17 protein-coding genes are annotated in these 17,303 nt (G+C 66.4%); 14 read left to right on the top strand and 3 right to left on the bottom strand.

The genetic code is table 11. The features are described from left to right. Positions 1 to 22 precede the first annotated feature (22 nt). The 11 genes from BLV92_RS09285 (at position 23) to BLV92_RS09235 (ending at position 11,159) form a co-directional block, all read left to right on the top strand. Positions 23 to 961, top strand: coding sequence for a Bug family tripartite tricarboxylate transporter substrate binding protein (locus tag BLV92_RS09285; RefSeq protein ID WP_166676707.1), 939 nt, complete (start codon positions 23 to 25; stop codon positions 959 to 961). A gap of 50 nt (positions 962 to 1,011) precedes the next feature. Next, positions 1,012 to 1,455, top strand: a complete 444-nt coding sequence (locus BLV92_RS09280; protein WP_166676708.1) for a nuclear transport factor 2 family protein — start codon at positions 1,012 to 1,014, stop codon at positions 1,453 to 1,455. A 10-nt stretch (positions 1,456 to 1,465) separates the two neighbouring features. Next, positions 1,466 to 2,644 carry a mandelate racemase/muconate lactonizing enzyme family protein gene (locus BLV92_RS09275; protein WP_090544282.1) on the top strand — a complete coding sequence of 393 codons (1,179 nt, stop codon included), beginning with the start codon at positions 1,466 to 1,468 and terminating at the stop codon, positions 2,642 to 2,644. Between the two features lie 113 nt (positions 2,645 to 2,757). After that, positions 2,758 to 3,558: an HpcH/HpaI aldolase family protein gene (locus tag BLV92_RS09270; RefSeq protein ID WP_090544281.1), complete on the top strand. Its 801-nt coding sequence runs from the start codon at positions 2,758 to 2,760 to the stop codon at positions 3,556 to 3,558. 332 nt (positions 3,559 to 3,890) lie between these two features. Beyond that, a complete protein-coding gene (locus BLV92_RS09265; RefSeq protein WP_243842725.1) occupies positions 3,891 to 4,988 on the top strand; it encodes a porin in 1,098 nt (365 codons plus the stop codon). Positions 4,989 to 5,221: 233 nt separating this feature from the next. After that, positions 5,222 to 5,686: a tripartite tricarboxylate transporter TctB family protein gene (locus tag BLV92_RS09260; RefSeq protein WP_090544277.1), complete on the top strand. Its 465-nt coding sequence runs from the start codon at positions 5,222 to 5,224 to the stop codon at positions 5,684 to 5,686. Between the two features lie 3 nt (positions 5,687 to 5,689). After that, positions 5,690 to 7,255, top strand: coding sequence for a tripartite tricarboxylate transporter permease (locus BLV92_RS09255; RefSeq protein WP_090544275.1), 1,566 nt, complete (start codon positions 5,690 to 5,692; stop codon positions 7,253 to 7,255). A gap of 112 nt (positions 7,256 to 7,367) precedes the next feature. After that, a complete protein-coding gene (locus BLV92_RS09250; RefSeq protein ID WP_090544273.1) occupies positions 7,368 to 8,117 on the top strand; it encodes an electron transfer flavoprotein subunit beta/FixA family protein in 750 nt (249 codons plus the stop codon). 10 nt (positions 8,118 to 8,127) lie between these two features. Beyond that, entirely contained in the window at positions 8,128 to 9,060 is a 933-nt protein-coding gene (locus BLV92_RS09245) for an electron transfer flavoprotein subunit alpha/FixB family protein (protein ID WP_090546956.1), read from the top strand. A 72-nt stretch (positions 9,061 to 9,132) separates the two neighbouring features. Beyond that, a complete protein-coding gene (locus BLV92_RS09240) occupies positions 9,133 to 10,341 on the top strand; it encodes a CaiB/BaiF CoA transferase family protein (RefSeq protein ID WP_090544272.1) in 1,209 nt (402 codons plus the stop codon). Further along, a complete protein-coding gene (locus tag BLV92_RS09235; protein ID WP_090544270.1) occupies positions 10,338 to 11,159 on the top strand; it encodes a citryl-CoA lyase in 822 nt (273 codons plus the stop codon). Before BLV92_RS09240 ends, BLV92_RS09235 begins: the two co-directional genes overlap by 4 nt. A gap of 62 nt (positions 11,160 to 11,221) precedes the next feature. Here BLV92_RS09235 and BLV92_RS09230 read toward each other — a convergent pair whose 3' ends face one another. Beyond that, complete coding sequence (locus tag BLV92_RS09230; RefSeq protein WP_110332467.1) at positions 11,222 to 11,509, bottom strand: helix-turn-helix domain-containing protein; 288 nt, start codon at positions 11,507 to 11,509, stop codon at positions 11,222 to 11,224. 157 nt (positions 11,510 to 11,666) lie between these two features. Beyond that, positions 11,667 to 13,094 carry an ISNCY family transposase gene (locus BLV92_RS09225; protein ID WP_090544268.1) on the bottom strand — a complete coding sequence of 476 codons (1,428 nt, stop codon included), beginning with the start codon at positions 13,092 to 13,094 and terminating at the stop codon, positions 11,667 to 11,669. Positions 13,095 to 13,437: 343 nt separating this feature from the next. Between BLV92_RS09225 and BLV92_RS09220 the strand changes: the two genes are divergently transcribed. Further along, positions 13,438 to 14,418 (top strand): PDR/VanB family oxidoreductase, encoded by a 981-nt coding sequence (locus BLV92_RS09220; RefSeq protein ID WP_090544266.1) that lies wholly within the window; start codon positions 13,438 to 13,440, stop codon positions 14,416 to 14,418. Here BLV92_RS09220 and BLV92_RS09215 read toward each other — a convergent pair. Further along, complete coding sequence (locus BLV92_RS09215; protein WP_090544264.1) at positions 14,415 to 15,350, bottom strand: LysR family transcriptional regulator; 936 nt, start codon at positions 15,348 to 15,350, stop codon at positions 14,415 to 14,417. The two genes, BLV92_RS09220 and BLV92_RS09215, sit on opposite strands and share 4 nt — an antisense overlap. Positions 15,351 to 15,466: 116 nt before the next feature. On the opposite strand from BLV92_RS09215, the gene BLV92_RS09210 reads away from it, so the two are divergent. Together BLV92_RS09210 and BLV92_RS09205 are read left to right on the top strand one after the other, a co-directional pair. Beyond that, positions 15,467 to 16,762 (top strand): aromatic ring-hydroxylating oxygenase subunit alpha, encoded by a 1,296-nt coding sequence (locus BLV92_RS09210; RefSeq protein WP_090544262.1) that lies wholly within the window; start codon positions 15,467 to 15,469, stop codon positions 16,760 to 16,762. 14 nt (positions 16,763 to 16,776) lie between these two features. Further along, positions 16,777 to 17,265 carry an aromatic-ring-hydroxylating dioxygenase subunit beta gene (locus BLV92_RS09205; protein ID WP_373681825.1) on the top strand — a complete coding sequence of 163 codons (489 nt, stop codon included), beginning with the start codon at positions 16,777 to 16,779 and terminating at the stop codon, positions 17,263 to 17,265. The last annotated feature ends 38 nt before the right edge of the window (positions 17,266 to 17,303 follow it).

Genomic DNA, 17,303 nt, shown 5'->3' with positions numbered 1-17,303 from the left:
AAAGTGGAGACGTGTATTGGCAATGGCATGGGCTGTCGCGGCGTTCAGCACTCCGGTGCTGGCCGCTTATCCGGAGAAGCCCATCCGGCTGATCGTCCCGTTTTCGCCGGGCGGCGGCGGCGACGTGCAAGGCCGGCTGATCGCCGCGAGCGTCGGCGCGCGCCTGCACCAGCCGATCGTCGTCGAGAACCGCGCGGGCGCCGGCGGCAACATCGGCACGACCTATGTCGCTCATGCGGAGCCTGACGGTTATACGCTGCTGCTCGCCACGGCGGCGACGGTCATCAACCCGACTGTCTGGGCGCATCCGGGTTTCGATGCGCACAAGGATCTGGTGGCCGTCGCGGGCTGGAGCACGTCGCCGCTGCTGATCCTCGCCAATCCGGCCGTGCCGGTTCACAACCTTCACGAGCTGGTCGACTACGCGCACAGCCAGCCCGGCAAACTGAGTTATGCGAGCGGCGGCATCGGCATCATCACGGACGTCGAAATGGCGATGCTCGACCAGAACCAGCAGTTGAAGCTGCTTTCCGTGCCGTACCCCGGCCAGGCGCCGGCGGTGACCGCCGTGGTGGGCGGTTACGTCGGGCTGATTTCCGATTCGGTGGCCTCGGGCCTGCCGTTCGTGAAGGGCGACAAGCTGCGGGCGCTCGCGGTGACTTCGCCGGCGCGCATCCCGTCGTTGCCCGACGTGCCGACGGTCACCGAGCAGGGTTATCCGGAACTCGCCCGCTCGGCGTGGTACGGCCTCGTGGCGCCCGCCGGCACGCCGCCGGCGGTGCTCAAGGTGTTGAGCGACGCGGTGAGCGCGGCGCTGGATCAGCCGGAAACCCGGCAGCGCCTCGCGAACGTGGGCGCGATTCCGTTCCGGCAGGATTACGTGGCATTCCAGAAGTTCATGGACACCGAGGGCCAGACATGGGCGCCCGTGGTGGTCCGCGCCAACCTGCACGTGAAATGACCCGCGCGCGACCGACAGTCGAACCGACCACACCGATCGAGGGAATACGTATGGAACTGTCTTCACCGCTGGCGATCAGGATGGAAATCGACGCGCTGCTGGCCGATTACTGGCACGACGTCGACCACAACTGGGGGCGCACCGCGCACGCGTTCTACACGGAGCAGGGCGTGTTCGAAAGCAGCGCCGGACGCACCCGCGAAGGACGCGCGGCCATCCAGGCGTTCTACACCGACCGTCACGCTCGCGGCGAGCGCGTATCGAGGCATCTGGTCTGCAACCTGCGCGTGTCGGAAATCGGCGAGCGCAGTGCCACCGCGCGCTGGGTGCTGCTGCTCCATGCGGCCGACGGGCAGCCGGTGCTGCCGTCGGAGCCGCCGATCCTGATCGCCGACGTGACGGACCGGTGCGAACGCGCGGCGGACGGCCGCTGGCAGATCGCGTACCGCCGGATCGACGCGCTGTTCAAGGGAGAAAAGGCCACGACGGCCTGAGCGCGACGCGATGAAAATCACCGCACTGGAAACCCTGCATGCCGATGCCGGCTGGTACACGATCTCGTTCGTCAAGCTGTCGACGGACGAAGGGCTCGTGGGCTGGTCCGAGTACCGGACCGATGCGGGAAACGCGGGGCTGACCGCGGTCATCGAAGGGCTCGGACGCCTGCTGGTCGGCGCGGATCCCCGGCAGATCGAGCAAATCGACGCGCTGCTGCGCGCGCGCACTCGGCAGGCGCCGGGCGGGCTCAACAGCCAGGCCGTCGCCGCGCTGCTCAACGCGCTCTTCGACGTCAAGGCGCACGCGCTGGGCGTGCCCGTGTCCGCGCTGTTCGGCGGCCAGGTCCGCACGCGCATTCCGCTGTACTGGTCGCATTGCGGCAGCTACCGGCTGCGTCATGCGCAGGTGCTGGGCGTCGAGCCGGTTCGCACGCTCGACGACATCGTCCGGCTTGGCGCTGAGGTCCGGCAGCGCGGATTCGGCGCGCTGAAGGCGAGCATCCTGCTGGACGACCAGGGGCAGTTGCGCAGCTTCGGTCCCGGGTTCGGCTGGTCGCCGGGTTTTCCCGAGCTGAATGTCGACCGGCAGGTGCTGCAGTCGGTCGATCAACTGCTCGCCGCGTTTCGCGAAGGCGCCGGAAACGACGTCATGCTGATGCTCGACGCGAACTGTCATTTCCGGCCTGAAGGCGCATGGCAGATCGCGCGGGCGGTCGCGCCGCACGATCTGACGTGGCTTGAAATCGACCTGCCCGAGCCGGCTGCGCTGGCGGCCGTGCGGCGCGCGGGCCACTGTCCGGTTGCGTCGTGCGAAGCCGTCTACGGCCGCCGGGCATTGCGGTCTTACCTGGACCTGCAGGCGGTCGACGTGGCGATCATCGACGTGAACTGGAACGGCTTTCTGGAGGCGGTCAAGATGGCCAGCCTCGCGGACAGCTACGACGTCAATGTCGCGACACATAGTTACGGCGGTTGCCTCGGGGAATGCATCAGCGCGCAGTTCGCGGCGGCGGTTCCCAACCTGAGGATCATGGAGATCGACGTCGACCATGTGCCGTGGGCTCGCGAATTCGTGACTCATCCGCCGGTCATCGAAGACGGTGTGCTGGTTCTGTCCGACCGGCCGGGCTGGGGCACCGGGATCAACGAGGAAGCGGTGCGGGCCTATCCGCCGGCGCGCCGTTAGCACGGCGGTCAGCAGCGGGGGAGGTTGCGCGAGAGAGAAACTGGTTTGCACGGCCATCGCCGCTTCGCACGATTCGTGCGGAGCCCTGTTTCATACATTTCGGTATCCAAATCATGTCAGAACGACACAGCAGCGAGAATGCACCGTCTTTCCGTGCGCGTCTTGCTTCGGGAGATTTTCTGGTCGGCACTTTCATCAAGACGCCAACGTCGCATGCGATCGAACTGCTCGGTCAGTTGCGGTACGACTTCGTCGTCATCGACGCGGAACATGCCGCTTTCGACCGTGGCGCAATCGACGTGGCCATGCTGGCGGCCCATGCGACGGACATCCCCGCGCTCGTGCGGGTCGCCGGCGGAACCGCCCCGGAGATCGGCACGGCGCTCGACTGCGGCGCCGAGGGTGTCCTCGTCCCCCACGTGAACTCGGCCTCGCGGGCAGCTGAAGTGGTCCGGATGTGCCGTTTCCGGCCCGGACGGCGCGGTTATTCCGGTGCGCCGCGTGCCGGCGGTTATGGCAGCGCGCCGATGCAGCAGAGCGTGGGGCGGCAGGACGCCCGCACGACGGTGATCGCGATGATCGAAGATCCGGAGGCGCTCGACGAGATCGACGCAATCGTGGCGGTGGAGGGGCTGGACGCGGTGTTTGTCGGGCGGGCGGACCTCGCCGTCGCGCTCGGTGCGCCGTCCGCCGGCGCGCCGGCGGTGCTGGCCGCTGTCGAGCGGATTTCCGGCGCGGCCCGTGCGGTCGGCAAGCCCGTTTGCGTCATGGTCGGCGACGCGCGGGAAGCGCCGACGTTTCAGGCCAGCGGCGCGACGGCTTTTATCGTGTCGTCGGACCAGGGGCTCATGCGCAAGGCCGCGGCTGCTGCACTCGCGGAGATGGAGGCGTTGCGCGGCGCGGGCCGTCCGTGACGAGTTGTCAAAGATGAATTGATGCGTGACGCCTTACTCGCTGCGCAAGGGGTATTTAAACTCAAGCCGGCGAAGTCGATAACGGGTAAGCGCGCTCGCAACCCATAGCCGCTGACGCGTTTTCCGAAACGGCTGCGAGGACCGCGACGGTTTGCGGCGGCGCTTTCCCTGCGAACCGGATTCGACGCGGCCGCTGTCGTCACCATGATATGCACTACTACGAATAGATAGAAGTGCGTTGAAGAAGATGGTTTCGGATGCCGGGACGAGGAGACCCCGGGGCCGGAGACTCATCACGTGTCGTCAAGAAAATACTTAAATGAGGAGACATCTTGAGAAAGCTGACTATCGCCGCGGCCATGATGGCGGCGGCAACCGCCTGCCATGCGCAGAGCAGCGTGACGCTGTACGGCCTGATCGACGAAGCGGTACGGTTCCAGACGGGCGGAAACGGCAATGCGCTTTCGATGAGCGAAGGCGCGATCAACGGCAACCGGTGGGGGCTCCGCGGTTCGGAGGATCTCGGCGGCGGGCTGAGTGCGATCTTCAATCTGGAGTCGGGATACAACATCGCGACCGGCAAGTCCGACCAGCAGCAGCAACTGTTCGGACGGTTCGCGTGGGTCGGCCTGCAGAGCGACCGTTTCGGCACGCTGAAGCTCGGCCGGCAATATGGCGCGGTCTATAGCTTCTTCGCGTTCACCTTCGACCCGATCGGCGGAGGCAACCTGCCTGCGACGGAGTGGTCGCTGTTCTTCACGGGTAGCCGCTTCGACGACACCGTCGAGTACGACAACCAGTTCGGTCCGGTGGCGCTGAAGCTGCAGCGTTCGCTCGGCGGTCAGCCCGGCAGCAACAGTTCGGGCAGCACGACCGCGGGCTCCGCGATTTACGCGTTCAACGGCGGCAAGGTCGGCGTGGCCGGTGCCGAGTCGAAGGATGCGCAGGGGCACAAGCTCGTGGTAGGCTCGGTCGGCACGCTGTACACGTATGGTCCGTTCGGACTGTATCTGTACGGCCTCGATGCGCGGCGCGATGCCGGCTTCGCGGTGGCGGCGGCCAACAGCGGCGGCGCGCTCGCCAACACCGGGATCATCAACAACCTGACGACGGCGGCCGGTCCGCAGACGAAAGCCCGTAACGATCTGAACGTTCATGTGGGCGCCACCTGGCAACCCGCCGCGGACCTGGTGTTCACGCTGTCGTACTCGTACGACTACGCGCACAACGTCACGCCCGGCGGAAACGGAACGATCCAGACCGTCTACGGCGTCGCCGACTACCTGCTCAGCAAACGCACGGACGTGTATCTGGAGATGGATCACACGCACCTGAGCGGCGCTTCGGTGAACGATCTGAACGCGCCGATCAGCTTCGCCGGCGCGCGCAACAACTTCGGCGCGGGGTTGAGTCTGCGTACGCGCTTCTAGGCGCGCCGGCGGCATGCGTGTTGCTGCGCATGCCGCCCGGATGGCCGGGCGATCGGACTATCCGGCGCGGGAATGCATTGACAGGGAAGCGGGCGCATAGCAACGTTTCCACGTGATTCCCGCGCGTCGGGCAGGGCTTCGGAGCGTGCAGCGGTGTGCCGCGCGCGAAGAGGACCCCGGCTCGTCCGGGGCGCACGGTGGTGTGGCCGAAAGAACCAGGAGGAGACGCAGTCATGCAGAAGCTGGCAGGCGGTAACCGCAAGGAGTATCTGGCGGGCGGGTTGATGGTCGTGACCGGGCTCGGCGCGATGGCACGGGGCATGTCGTACAACGTCGGTACGTTGACGGCGATGGGGCCGGGGTTTTTTCCGGTTGCGCTGGGCGTCCTGATGGCCGTCATCGGGGCGGCCATCGTGGTGGTGACGCGTCTGTCGACGCCGCGGGAGAAGGAGGCGCGGCTGCCGCCGGAATGGAAGGCATGGGCGTGCATCCTGGCGGGCATTGCCGCCTTCGTCGTCGTGGGCAAATACGGCGGCCTCGTGCCGGCGACGCTGGCCGTCGTGTTCATTTCCGCAATGGGCGACCGCGGGAACACATGGAAGAGCGCGTTGACCCTCGCCGTCTCGATGACGGTGCTGGCGGTCGTGGTCTTCTGGTGGGCGCTCCAGTTGCAGTTTCCGCTGTTTTCGTGGGGCTAAGCGATGATCGGACAATCCCTGATTGATTTGTGGCACGGCTTCGGCGTCGCGTTCCAGCTTCAGAACCTGATGTGGTCGTTTTTCGGCGTGCTGGTCGGCAACCTGATCGGCGTGCTGCCCGGCATGGGGCCGCTGTCGGCCATCTCGATCCTGCTGCCCCTGACCTATACGATGCACCCGATCGCTGCCGTGCTGATGCTGGCGGGCATTTTCTACGGGTCGCAATACGGCGGCGCGATCGGGGCGATCCTGCTGAATCTGCCCTGTCATCCGCCGCACGCGGTGACCTGTCTCGACGGTTATCCGTTGACCCGGCAGGGCAAAGGCGGGACCGCGCTCAGCGTCACGATCATCTCGTCGTTCTTCGCAGCGTCGGTCGGCATCATCATCATGATCTTCGCTTCGCCGCTGCTCGTGAAGGTCGCGTTCAAGTTCGGCCCGGCGGAGCTGTTCTCGATCATGCTGCTCGGTCTGCTGGCCGGCGGCACCATGTCCCGGGGATCGCCGCTGAAAGGCATCTCGATGACGCTCCTCGGGCTGCTGCTCGGAACCGTCGGGACCGACGTCAACACCGGCACGCTGCGCTACACGCTCGGCTTTTACCAGCTGGCGGACGGCATCGAACTCGTCGCGCTGGCGCTCGGGCTGTTCGGCGTGGCGGAATTCCTGCGCAACGTGAACCGCATGCAGGTGGCGGGGAGCAGCGTGAAGATGAGCCTGCGCGACATGCGGCCGAGCCGGAAGGAACTCAAGGTGGCGGTGGCCCCGATGGTGCGCGGCACGCTGATGGGCGCCCTGTTCGGCGCGATGCCCGGCACGGGGCCGACGATCACCACCTTCCTCGCGTATGCGGTGGAGAAAAAGATCTCCCGGACGCCGGAACGTTTCGGCCACGGCGCGCTGGAGGGCGTGGCGGCGCCGGAAGCCGCGTCGCATTCGAAGACCCAGGTGGACTTCATTCCGACGATGAGCCTCGGCATTCCCGGCGATCCGGTGATGGCGCTGATTCTCGGGGCGCTGCTGATCCAGGGCATCCAGCCCGGGCCGCAACTGATCACCGAGCACGCCGACCTTTTCTGGGGGTTGATTGCGAGCTTCTGGGTCGGCAACGTGCTGCTCGTGCTGCTGAACGTGCCGCTGATCGGCGTGTGGGTGAAGCTCCTTCAGGTGCCGTACCGCTACCTGCATCCCGCGGCGCTGTTCTTCATCGCCGTCGGCGTGTACAGCACCAACAACAGCCTGTTCGAAGTCGGCGAGGTGCTGGTGTTCGGGGTGATCGGCGCGATCCTGCTTGCGCTCGACTTTCCGGTCGCGCCCATCATGCTCGGGTTCGTGCTGGGGCCGCTCGTCGAGGAGAACTTCCGCCGGTCGCTTCTGCTGTCGCGCGGCGATCTGACGGTCTTTTTCCAGCGTCCGATCAGCGCCGCGTTCATGAGCATTTCGATTCTGTTCATCGTCGCGCAGATCGGGTTCGCCATTTACGGCGCGATGCGCAGGCGCAGGAACCGCCCGCCGGCTGCGGACGCGCATCCCGCTTCGCCGGCGAACGGCCAGGAATGCCGCGGATGACATCACGGGCGCGCATGGTGGCCGGGCGGTGCCGGCCGGCCAATACGGCAATACGCCACGTCAATACGTCAATACGCCGCCAATGCGCGCCAAACCAACGGGAACGAGGATCATGAAGATCGTAGTGGCAGTCAAGCGGGTACTCGATTACAGCGTGAAAGTGCGGGTCAGGGCCGACGGCAGCGGCGTCGACCTGTCGAGCGCGAAGATGTCCATGAATCCCTTTGACGAGATCGCGGTGGAGGCGGCCGTACGGTTGAAGGAGCAGGGCGTTGCGACGGAGGTGATCGCCGTGTCGTGCGGTCCCGCGCCATGCGAGGAAACGCTGCGCGCGGCGATGGCCATCGGCGCGGATAGAGGCGTGCGCATCGAGTCGGCGCCGGAATTGCAGCCGCTGGCGGTAGCGAAACTGCTGAACGCGATCGTCGCAAGGGAACGGCCGCAACTCGTCTTCACCGGCAAGCAGGCGATCGACGACGACGCGAGCCAGACCGGCCAGATGCTGGCGGCGATGGCGGGGCTGCCGCAGGCGACGTTCGCATCGGCCTTGCAGATCGCCGACGGCCAGGCCGTCGTTTCGCGGGAGGTGGACGGCGGCGCGGAAACCGTGGCGCTGCGTTTGCCGGCGGTCATCACGGTCGATCTCCGGCTGAACGAGCCGCGCTACGTCACGCTGCCGAACATCATGAAAGCGAAGAAGAAGCCGCTGGAAGTCTTGACGCCGGCGGAGCTTGGTGTCGACGTGACGCCGCGTCTGAAAGTGCTGGCGGTGACCGAGCCGCCGCCGCGCAACGCGGGGATCAGGGTGCCGGACGTCCAGTCGCTGGTCGAGCGTCTGCGAGCCGAAGCCCGGGTGCTGTGAGGAGAAGATGATGACGGTTCTGGTGATTGCGGATCACGACAACAGCGCGCTTCATCCGGCGACGCTGAGCTGTATTGCGGCAGCGCAGGCGATCGGCGGGGACGTTCATGTCCTCGTCGCGGGCTGCGATGCGCGCGCTGCCGCCGACATGGCCGCGCGGGCGCGCGGCGTGGCGAAAGTGCTGCTTGCGGACGCGCCGCAACTGGCGCAGGGGCTGGCGGAAAACGTCGAGCGAACGGTCATGGCGATCGCGCCGGACTATACGCACGTCGTCGCGCCGTCGACCGCCTACGGCAAGAACGTCGCGCCGCGCATTGCGGCGCGACTCGACGTGGCGCAGGTGAGCGATGTCATCGCGATCGACGGGCCATCGACGTTTCGACGGCCCATTTATGCGGGCAATGCGATTGCGACGATCGAATCCTGCGACGCGCAGAAAGTGCTTACGGTGCGGCCGACGAGCTTCGATCCGGTTCGGACCGACGGCGAGCCGGCGCCGGTCGTCGCGATCGACGCGGCCCCCGACAGCGGGCTGTCGTCGTTCGTGAGCCGCACGCTGACGGTTTCGGAGCGACCTGAACTCGCTTCGGCGCGCATCGTCGTGTCCGGCGGGCGCGGGCTCGGCAGCGCGGAACACTACCGGCAGGTGCTGGAGCCGCTGGCCGACCGGCTGGGCGCGGCGCTGGGCGCATCGCGCGCGGCGGTGGACGCGGGGTTCGCGTCGAACGACAGCCAGGTGGGACAGACCGGCAAGATCGTGGCGCCGGAGCTTTACGTGGCCGTGGGCATTTCCGGCGCGATCCAGCATCTGGCGGGCATGAAGGACTCGGGCGTGATCGTGGCCATCAACAAGGATGCGGAAGCCCCGATCTTCGGCGTGGCCGATTATGGGCTGGTCGCGGACCTGTTCCAGGCGGTCCCGGAACTGGTCGGCGCGTTGTAGCCACGGCGCCGCGACAGCGGCAGACGTCAGCCGGTTTCCGGATGACGATCAGAAGCAGAACAAGGGGACACGATGAGCGGTAACTTGCTGACGGGCGTCAGGGTGCTCGACCTGACCAACGTGCTCGCCGGGCCGTTCGCCGGCTATCAGCTGGCGTTGCTCGGCGCCGAGGTGATCAAGATCGAAACGCCGGGGACCGGCGACCTGGCCCGCCAGCTGGGCGCCGATCCCGCGCTGAACCGGCGCGGCATGGGAACGTCGTTTCTCGCGCAGAACGCCGGCAAGCGTTCGATGACGCTGAATCTCAAGCGCGAAGCCGGCAAGGCGATTTTCCGGCGGCTGGTGGCCGAAGCGGACGTGGTGCTCGAAAACTACCGGCCCGGCGTGATGGCCCGGCTCGGCCTCGACTACGCGGCGTTGAAGGAGGTCCGGCCGACCCTCGTGTACTGCTCCATTTCGGGCTACGGACAAGGCGGGCCGCTGGCGACCGCGCCGGCCTACGACCAGATCATCCAGGGCCGGTCCGGCGTGATGAGCATCACCGGCGACCGCTACTCCGCGCCGTTGCGCGTCGGTTATCCGGTCTGCGACACGATAGGCGGCATCACCGCCGCGTTTGCGATCGCCGCCGCCCTCGTGCGGCGCCAGCGCGACGGCGAGGGCAGCTTCATCGACGTTTCGATGCTCGATTCCGCGATCGTCACGATGGGCTGGATCGTGTCGAACCAGTTGATCGCGGGGCGCAGCCCGGTGCCGATGGGCAACGACAATTTCACCGCCAGTCCGTCCGGCGCGTTTCGCACCGGGCGGGGCTTGCTCAATATCGCCGCCAACAAGCAGGAACAGTTCGAAGCGTTATGCCGCGTGCTCGGCGCGGACGCGCTGGCGGCCGATCCCCGCTTCGCGGAGCGCGAAGCGCGAAAGCTGAACCGCGTCGCGCTCACGACGGAAATCGAGCGCCATCTGTCGGCGCACGATGCGCTGTGGTGGGAGGCGCGGCTGAACGAGGCCGGCGTGCCGGCGGGGCCGGTGCTGAGCGTCGAGGAGGCGCTCGCGCAGCCCCAGGTGGCTCACCGCAACCTGACGATGACCGTGCCGGCAACGGCTTCGCCGTCCGGCGATCCCATCACCGTGACCCGCAGCGGCTTTCATGTCGACGGCAAGCCGCAATCGGTCGAACTCGGACCGCCGGAACTGGGCGCGCATACGGAGGCCGTCCTGCTCGAAGCGGGGTTCAGCCGGGAAGAGGTGGCGCGCTGGCGCGAGGACGGAACGTTATGACGACATGGGCAGGGAAGGCGGCCGATCTGCTGGCCGAGACGAAGCGTTGGTGGACCACGCGGATCATCGACATCCGGCCGGGCGAGATCCGGATCAAGGGGCGTCCGATCGAGACGCTGATCGGTCACGCGGGGTACGCGCGCATGGTCTGGTTGATGTTGCGCGACGACGAGCCCACGCCGGCGGAGCTTGCGCTGCTGGAGGCCGCGCTGGTGGCGGCGGTCGATCACGGGCCGCAGGCGCCGTCGATCGCCATCGCGCGGATGGCCGTGACGTGCGGCGCGCCGCTCAACGCGGCCATGGCGTCCGCGATCAATGTGCTCGACGGCGTTCACGGCGGCGCGGGCGAACAATGCCTGCAACTCTACGCCGACGTGCTGGCGAGAGCGAACGATGGGCTCGAACTCGAAGCGGCGGTCCATGCCGCGCTCGACGCGTTCGTCGCCGCGCACGGCAAGATGATTCCCGGTTTCGGGCACCGGTTTCATCCTGTCGATCCCCGCTCGGTGCGGCTGCTGGCGCTGGTCGAGGACGCCGTCGAGGCGGGGGCTGCGACCGGGCGTTACGCACGGGTGGGACGCCTCGTCGAACGCGCGCTGGAGCAGCGCACCGGCACGCGGATTCCGATGAACATCGACGGCGCCACCGCCGTGGTGTATGGCGAACTGAACTTTGCTCCGCCGCTGGCGCGCGGGCTCTTCATCCTGTCGCGGTCGGTTGGAATTCTTGCTCATGCGTGGGAGCAGAAGCAGCAGGGCGGCCGCATCAAGGGACCATTGCCGCCGGCGGTGGGTTATACGTATGCTGGGGATGACTGACTTTCTTTGCATCGCTTCGAAGTAGCTGACGGTCGATGCGGTCGTCGTGAAGCACAGCGCCATCAGCCGGCCGGCTCGCTGTCCGGGTAACAATCCCGAATCAGGTTCAACGCGCGCTCGGCCACGCCGTCTGCCAACTGGTAGTTGCTCGGATGCCCACGATGCCGTGACAGCAGTCCCGACGCGCCCTGGCTGCGATAGCGCACGGTCAGCCGCTCAACCTGGCGCCGGCTCAGATGGAGCCGCTCAGCGGCCTGCCACGTCATCAGCAGCCCATCGGCCAGCGACTGGATTGTCCTGAGCCGGTCTACCTCGCGCATCGTCATGGTGATCGTCCCGGATGTCGTCATGCGAGCCTCCCATCAAAGGTCAGCCAGCATGACATGCGACGTTTCGGCTTTGCCCAGGTACGACATTACAGCTTTGCCGCAACATGCGATGTCTCCGCCAAGTTCAAATGTCGTGCCTCCAGCTAAATAGAAATGTCGGGTTTTGGTGTGCTTTTTCTTATGTTTCCGGGTTGGGCGGCGCAGCCGCCCCCCGTTCCCGCCTTGTTTTGGCACTGACGTCCAGAACAGCATGATTGATGTCGGCAACGTCAATGGCGCGCTGTTTCTTCAGCCCGACAAGCGCTTTCTTCGCGCGAACCTCTTCACCGCAATGGGTGCGTGAGGGCGAGCCCGCCGCCCAGCGATCGTCACGCATCGCCTGTACGCAACGGGCCACCTCCAGCACGCTCGCGAGCCGCTTGTTCTCGACCTCGGCGCCCTGATCGACACGTGCGATGCGATCGTATTGCCGGTACGGTAGCGTCACACCACTGGCCTGGACCTCGATGACGCTATCGGGGTATTCAACGACCTCGACGTATTCATGCATCAGCCCGCGACTAACGGGCGTGTCATCGAGCAGATACATCACGCGGTCGTACTGCACGGTCAGCGCATTGGAGACTTTGCGTGGCACGCGATACGCGAGGATCTGCCGCAGATCCTCGTCAGCACGCAGCGGCCGGTGCGCGTCGTAATCGCTCTTCGGTAGCCGGCCGAAACGCCGGTTGAAGTCGGCGATGAAGGAGGGCGCATAAGCGTTGGCCGCCTCCCGCGTGCTGATCCCACGCAAGCGCAACTCCTTCACCAGCCGGTCCTGCAACGTCAGGTTGGCGCGCTCCACACGGCCCTTGGCCTGGCTCGTGTTCGCACAGAATGCGTCGATGTTCAGTTCGTACAGGGCGCGGCCAAACTGCGTGACGCCTTTGCCCGCCGTCTGCGAGCGCTGCTTCACATAGAAGACGCTGGCCTTGTCGCTATAGAACGCGACGGGCTTGCCGTGCACCTTCAGATACTTCGCCAGCGCCTCAAAGTAACTGAAGGTCGACTCGGTGGCCGTGAAGTGCAGCTCCATCAGGCGCCCGGTCGCGTCATCGATGAACACCAGCAGCGTACAGGCGGGCGCCCGGTCCTCGAACCAGCGGTGATCGCTGCCGTCGATCTGGATCAGTTCGCCCAGGCACGCACGTCGGTTGCGCGGCTGGTAGACCTTCGGCGGACGCTCCCTGCGCGGAATCCACAGCCCGGCTGCCCGCATCAGCGTACGCACCGTCTCGACCGCCAGTCCGATGCCGTGACACTCCCGCAGCTTCTCGCAGGCCAGCGTCGGCCCAAAATCCGGGTAGCGCTCGCGGATCAGCGCCAGCGCACGCTGCGCCTTGCCGGGCGGCAGCTGGTGGTTGCCGGGACGGCCACGCTTGCCCGATACCAGTCCCGCCACGCCAGCGGCCTGATAGCGCAGCACCAGCCGCTCGACCTGTCGCACGCTCAGCCCGAGCCGCACGGCGGCCTGGCCAGGCTTGAGCCGCGCCTCCGTTACCGCCTGGATGACCTTGAACCTGTCCACCTCGCGCATCGTCATCGTGATCGTCCCAGTCGCGTTCATCGCCGGCTCCCAGAGCGGATGTCCGGCGCTCAAACTACCTAAAACACGACATTTCTATTTAGCGGAAACCCGACATTTCTATTTGGGACCTACAGACTTAACGTTGATAATTTATCTTATGTAAAATCACGCAAGCAGACCAGGAATTCCCATCACCAAGGTAGCCTGCCGACCCGCCAGGTCCGAAGGTCCAACGCAGCACCGAATCCGCAGCCCCCCCGCTATAAACCTCACCAATACCCCAAGCCTTTTATTATCGATTGGTCAGATGCACCGATGGCCCGTATGCTCGCCACGCGTCCAGCAATCAGTCCACGCACCGACCTACGCCGTCTCCACGCCCATGAAATCATCGCTTCATCCCGTCCGCGTCGACGCCATCCGCGACGAAGCTCCCGGTATCCGCTCGTTCGTCGTATCCCGCATCGACGGCGCGCCGTTCGACGCGTACGAAGCCGGCGCGCATATCGACGTCACCGGCCCGTCCGGCATCGTGCGGCAATACTCGCTGTGCGGCGACCCCGACGACACCCGCCGTCACGTGTTCGCCGTCAAGCGCGAACCCGCGTCGCGAGGCGGGTCGAGCGCGCTGCACGACCACGTCGAAGTCGGCACGCAGCTGGTCATCGGCGCACCGCGCAACCGCTTTCGCCTCGCCCCGCAGGCCGGTTCGCACGTGCTGGTCGGCGCGGGCATCGGCGTGACGCCGCTCGTCAGCATGGCGTACCAACTGGTCCGCGACGGCGCGCCGTTCGTCCTGCATTATTTCGTGCGCAGCGAGGCCCACGCGGCGTTCCTGCCGCTGCTGACCCAATCTCCATTCGGCGAACGTCTGCGGCTCCACTGCGGCGTCGAACCCGCCGACCTCGACACGACGCTCGCCGGCATCCTCGCGCCATGCGAAGCGGACGCGCACGTCTACACCTGCGGCCCAGGCCCGTTCATGGATCAGGTGATCGACACGGCCAGCCGCCATGTCCCAACCGACGCCGTGCATTTCGAACGCTTCTCGGCCGAAGCGGATCGCACCGAAGCGCCCGACGCAACGGCCAACGCCAGCACCTTCGACATCCGCCTCGCCCGCAGCGGCCAAACCGTGCGCGTGAACCCCGGCATCTCGATCGTCGACGCGCTCGCGTCGATCGGCGTCGAAATCGACACGTCGTGCGGCGAAGGCGTCTGCGGCACCTGCATGATCGACGTGGTCGACGGCGAGCCCGACCATCGCGACCATTGCCTGAGCCAGGCCGAACGCGCGGGCGGCAAGACGATCTGCTGCTGCGTGTCCCGCTCGCGCTCCCCTCTTCTCGTGCTCGACCTCTAGGCGCGTTTGCCCAGTTGCCGGTCGAACGTGCGGACGATGTCGGTCATCAGTTCGCGCAGCCACACGTTGCCTTCGTCGCCGTCGAAGTTCTCGTGCCAGTGCATCGTCACGGACGCGCCGGGCAGTTCGACCGGCAGTTCGTAGATCCGGAATTCCCCATCGCGGTTGAAAATCTGCGCGAGCCGGCGCGGCAGCGTCGCGTAATAACCGGTCACCGCGAGCACGCTCGGCAGCGCCACGAAGTGCGGCAGTTCGAGCACCGTATTGCGGCCGACTCCATGCGCGCGAAACGCATCCTCCAGCGCATGATGGCTGTGCTCGACGGACAGCACCTGCACGTGGGTCGCGGCCGTGAACGACGCCAGGTCGATCCGCGGCCCGCGCGGCAGACCGCGGCGCTTGCGCGTCATGCATACGTAAGTTTCGTCGAACAGCAGCCGGTGCCGCGTATGCGCGGCCAGTTCCGGCAGGTTGCCGATCGCGAAGTCGAGACGGCTCACCCGCAATGCCTCCTCGATCTGCTCGACCGGCGTCGGCTCGATGCGCAGCCGCACGTTCGGCGCGAGCCGGTGCAGCGCCTCGCAGATCGGCGGCAGATACGCCAGCTCCCCCGCATCCGATAACGACAGCCGGAAGGTCCGCGTGCTCACGGCGGGATCGAACCGCTCTGCGTAACGCAGCGCCTCGCGCACCGTGTCGAGCGCGCGGCCGACGATTCCCGACAGTTCCAGCGCGATCGGCGTGGGCTGCATGCCGACACGCGTGCGGATGAACAGCGGATCGTCGAACAGCGTGCGCAGCCGGCCCAGCGCATAACTGACCGCGGGCTGCGACAGCGCGAGACGCTGTCCGGCCCGCGTGAGACTGCGCTCCTCGATGATCGCGTTGAACACCCGCAGCAGATTCAGATCGACGTGGTCGAGCGACGTCATGTCATTTGCCGTATTGATGGAGGGACTGATTTTAGATGAATTTGACCGATTCGAAGCCGCGGCCGACACTGCATCCATCGTCAGGCGCACAAACTCTTTCCCCACAAAGGTCACCGATGAGCGACATCCTTCAGCCGCCCTGTCAGGCCATCGACACGAGCGCGCTGCGCACGCGGGTCGAACCCGACCGCGTGATGCCTTCGCTGTACAACGATCCGGCGCTGTTCGAAACGGAACTCGACCGGATCTTCTATCAGACCTGGATCTGGGTCGCGCACGAAAGCGAGTTGCCGAACCCCGGCGACTTCCGCACCACGGTGATCGGCCGTCAGCCGGTGATCGTCGTGCGCGATCGCGACGGCTCGGTCAACGTGCTCGAAAACCGCTGCCGCCATCGCGCGGCGACGGTCTGCGAGCAGCACAAGGGCAACGCGCGCGGCTTCACGTGTCCGTACCATAGCTGGAGCTACGGCCTCGACGGCGCGCTGCGCGCGCTGCCGTATGGCGACGGCTACGAAGGCATCGCGGACAAGCGCGAACTGCCGCTGCGCTCGCTGCGCGTCGGCATCTATCAGGGGCTGATCTTCGCGAGCTTCAACCCGACGATCGAGCCGCTCGAAGACTTCCTCGGCGGCGCGAAACCGTGGATCGACCTGTTCATGAAACAGGGCGCCGGTTATCCGGTCAAGGTGAACGGCGAGCACCGCTTCCGCTTCAAGGGCAACTGGAAAATCCAGCTGGAGAACACGACCGATCTCTATCACTTCCCGGTGGTCCACAAGTCGTGGATGAAGACCATCGACGACGAAACCGCGGCCGCGATCACCAGCTTCATGACGAGCGACGGCGCGTTCTGCCGTTCGCTCGGCAACGGCCACAGCGTCGCGGTGCTGATGCCGGAACTGATCGATCTCGACGACGACAACGGCGCGCCGCTTCCGGTGCGTCACGAGGCGCTCGCCGCGTCGCTCGCGAAGTCGTATGCGCCCGACGAAGTGCGGCGCATCGTGCGCTCGCTGATGGGCGTCGGCTTCAACGTGAACCTGTTTCCGAACCTGGCGCTGTCGATGTCGTTCTTTCGCGTGCTGCGGCCGATCTCGGTCGACGAAACGGAGATCCGCCACGTCGCGCTCGGCATGGACGGCGGTCCCGAGGAGGCGAACCAGGTGCGCCTGCGCGTGCATGAACACTTCCAGGGGCCGCTCGGCTTCGGCAGCCCGGACGACGCGGAAGCGTGGGAGCGCGTGCAGCGCGGCTCGTATGCCGGCCCCGACGTGCCGATCCTCGTGAACCGCGGGCTGAACCGAGAGACCACCGCGCCGGACGGCCAGAAGACCGCGCACGCCACCGACGAAACCGGGATGCGCGCCGCGTATGCGCAATGGAAGCTGATGATGGAGCCGCAATCGTGAACGACATCGAAACGATGCTCGCGCAGCCGACGCTCGTGCGCGCGATGCAGTTCATCTGGCGCGAGGCGGAACTGCTCGACCGCAAGGACTATGGCCGCTGGCTCGGACTGTGGTCCGGCGCGGGCCACTACGTGGTGCCGATCGATCCGCACGCGACCGACTTCGCGGCCACGCTGAACTACGCCTACGATGACCACGCGATGCGCGAGCTGCGCGTGCAGCGGATGCTCGCGGGTTACTCGCCGTCGGTGTCGGATGCGGCGCGCACGATACGAACCGTGTCGCGCTTCGCGCTCGACGAAAGCGACGACGGGAACAGCGCGCTGGTCACGGTGCGTTCCGCGCAGGTGGTCGTCGCGTACAAGCGCGGCACCCCGACGCTGTTCGCGGCGGACCTCGAACACCGGCTCGACCTGTCGGACGACGAGCCGCGCATCGTGCAGAAGGTGGTCCGTCTGATCGACTCGACCGATACGCTGAACGCGATCGGATTCCTGCTCTGACTTTGCACGCCCGCTCATGGGCGTGCGCAAGACGGCGC

The organism is Paraburkholderia caballeronis (assembly GCF_900104845.1).
GTDB lineage: Bacteria > Pseudomonadota > Gammaproteobacteria > Burkholderiales > Burkholderiaceae > Paraburkholderia > Paraburkholderia caballeronis.
The sequence above is the reverse complement of the archived record's forward strand: the minus strand, read 5'-3'. Positions and strand labels throughout refer to the sequence as shown.